This window comes from Planktothrix sp. (assembly GCF_046067725.1).
Classification (GTDB): Bacteria; Cyanobacteriota; Cyanobacteriia; order Cyanobacteriales; family Microcoleaceae; genus Planktothrix.
Window position 1 is genome coordinate 1 of the sequence record NZ_JBJUDF010000130.1, and the last position, 2,522, is coordinate 2,522.

The window sequence follows — 2,522 nt, forward strand, 5'->3', positions numbered from 1 at the left end:
CGAATTACAAAAAGAACAGAAACAACAAAAACTTTATGATTTAGATTTAGGGATTTTAGATAATAAAATTAAAGCTAAATCTAATGATTTAAGAGTATCTGAAATTGACGTTAAGCGGTCGGAAATTAAGGTTTTGAGTGCAACAGAAAACCTTAACCAAGATGGGATTAATTTGTCAATTTTGAAAGAGAAAACGTTGCAGCTAACTGATGGATTGAATTTTGAAAAAGCCAATACTCGAATTAACAGAGATAAGCTTTTAATTCAAGGCAATAAAGCTATGCTCGAATTAAGTCAAATCAAAGCAGAATTAAGCGAGTCTCAAGCGTTATTTTCCCTTAAATTCTCATCACAAGCCAGTCAAAAAATTAACCTACTCAAGTAAGATGTATCTCAAATTTTTAGCTCTTTCAGCATCTCTAGGGGTGCTTTTTTTATCTCCTGTATCTCCTGATTTGTCCCGTAATCAGAAATTGATTTTAGGCGGTCTAGGAGGTGTTTTAAGCTGTGTCTCTATGGTGTGGATAGGTCATAGTCCAAACTTAAAAATTAAGCGTTTAAACGATGATTTAGAACGGGTTAACAAACTTTTAGAAGACAGTCAGACCGCAGTTAAAAACTTTACTTTTGAACTGGATACTGCTAAAAATGATAAACAAAATTTAGATGATTTTTATCAAAATCTTATCAATACATCACAATCGGATTTTGACCGACAATTAAACACTTTAAAACGTCAGTTAGAAGAAAAAATTTTAGAACATAAAACCAAATTAAACGCCCAAAAGAACGATTATCAGCAATGTTTGAGCATTGAGTTATCTGCTTTAAATAGTAAGAAAGAGGAAGAAAAACAGCTAATTATTAACAATTATGAGCAACAAATAAAAGGACTAACTGATAGAATCATTGAGTTAGAAAGTCAGGAAACATACGTTAAGGAACTGATTGCAGATAACGAGCAAGTAAAAAGACTGTTAGAAATTGACTCAAAAAACCTTGAATTATCGGTATCTCAGGCACAATTAACCCTTGAGAAGCAAGTAATCACTTATGAGCAAAAGATTGATAATGCTATCAATGAAAATGAAAATTTAAAGGCAATAATTAACAGTTTAGAACAAGAGATTAACAGTTTAAATCAAACTATAATACTGTTACAAAATGAAGCTAAAGCACCTAAAAACCCTGATATCAGACTGATTTTAACACTATTTTCTAAGAAGAATATCCGATTAAATTATCTGGAATCGTTAGATAATTGTGGAATCTTAAGCCACGTTTTTGAAATATTGAGCGAGTATTCAGAATCATCGATTAAAGAAATTTTAAGCCAGTTGCCCGGTCTATCTGAGAATTTTGAATCATCCCCCAACTATTCAATTGGTAAGGGTAAATTAAAGATTAATATTGATAATCGGACTGCAAAAGATAAGATTAAAAATTATTCTGGATGGCTCGAAAAGATAGCTCAAAGTGAATCCAATCTATTAATTTTGGGAGCAAGGGGAACCGGAAAAAGTGAGTTAGCTAATAATTATTCTGCATTAATACATCAGTTATTAGGTAAATTTGAGTTTAAATTCATCCAGCCCAAACCTGATAATTTTAGCTCTTTTTATCTAGGAAATAAAGCGATAAAACCTGATTATATAGGGTTTCAATCTATAGCAGGTTGTCAGTCTGCTTATGATGGATTAGAGGAGTTAAACAGGGTAATTCATAGCAGATTAGAAGATAATACAATCAAATTAAATGCAGGGTTAGAGTGTCGAAACTGGGAACCCCAATACTGGATTATAGATGAGTTTCAACAGCTTATTTTACAATCAGAATCGTTCGAGCAAAAGCCTAGAGAGGTATCCTTATCTATTAAGAACGCTGTAAGCTTAGGGCGGTCTTTAAAGGTTTATGTACTCGCCATAGGTCAAGTTCCCAATGTATCGCAGTTCCCAGGATGGAATAAAGCAGATTTTAATCAATATGTCCAAATTTACTTAGGAGATGCTATCAAAGTAGGGATAGATTATTCAATAGATAAGAGTGAAGAAATAGAGCTAAGAAATGATTTTGAAGTATTCAGAAATAGCGATATTAAATACTATGGATTAGTTCGTGAGATGGGTAAAAAAGGATACATTGCACAATTGCCAAACGCACGCGAGTATTTCACGGAATCATCCCACGCTATCACAGAATCATCACATCATCCCACACAATCACAAGAGCTACAAGTCATACAGGATAAGCTTTTCAGTCCATCACATCCCATCACATCACAACCCATCACACCGTCAAAAACTGCGGTTATCGAGTGTCGTCACTGCGGTAGTTTTGAGAGTGTTAAGAATGGGAAGAATAGAAGAAAGTGTAAAAAATGTAACAAAACATTCTCAGTATAGGATTAAATTTATGCCAACAAAATCAGATATTTATAAATTAGTAGAAATGATTGATTCACTATGGGAAGAATGCGATAAGTTGAAAAAATCATCAAAGCAATATCAACTTAATCGTAAGAA

The 2,522-nt window shown here is 33.0% G+C and carries 2 protein-coding genes; both read left to right on the forward strand.

Going from position 1 to position 2,522, the window contains the following annotated elements; genetic code table 11:
- The coding region (locus ACKPEB_RS07380) for a hypothetical protein (RefSeq protein ID WP_408964221.1) at positions 1–385 on the forward strand (385 nt) is incomplete at its 5' end.
- A gap of 1 nt (position 386) precedes the next feature.
- Positions 387–2,402: a hypothetical protein gene (locus ACKPEB_RS07385; RefSeq protein WP_408964222.1), complete on the forward strand. Its 2,016-nt coding sequence runs from the start codon at positions 387–389 to the stop codon at positions 2,400–2,402.
- Positions 2,403–2,522 lie beyond the last annotated feature (120 nt).

What these genes read in the sequence shown, in the direction of transcription:
- ACKPEB_RS07385 (WP_408964222.1), top strand. Translation starts at nt 387, where the DNA reads ATGTATCTCAAATTTTTAGCTCTTTCAGCATCTCTAGGGGTGCTTTTT.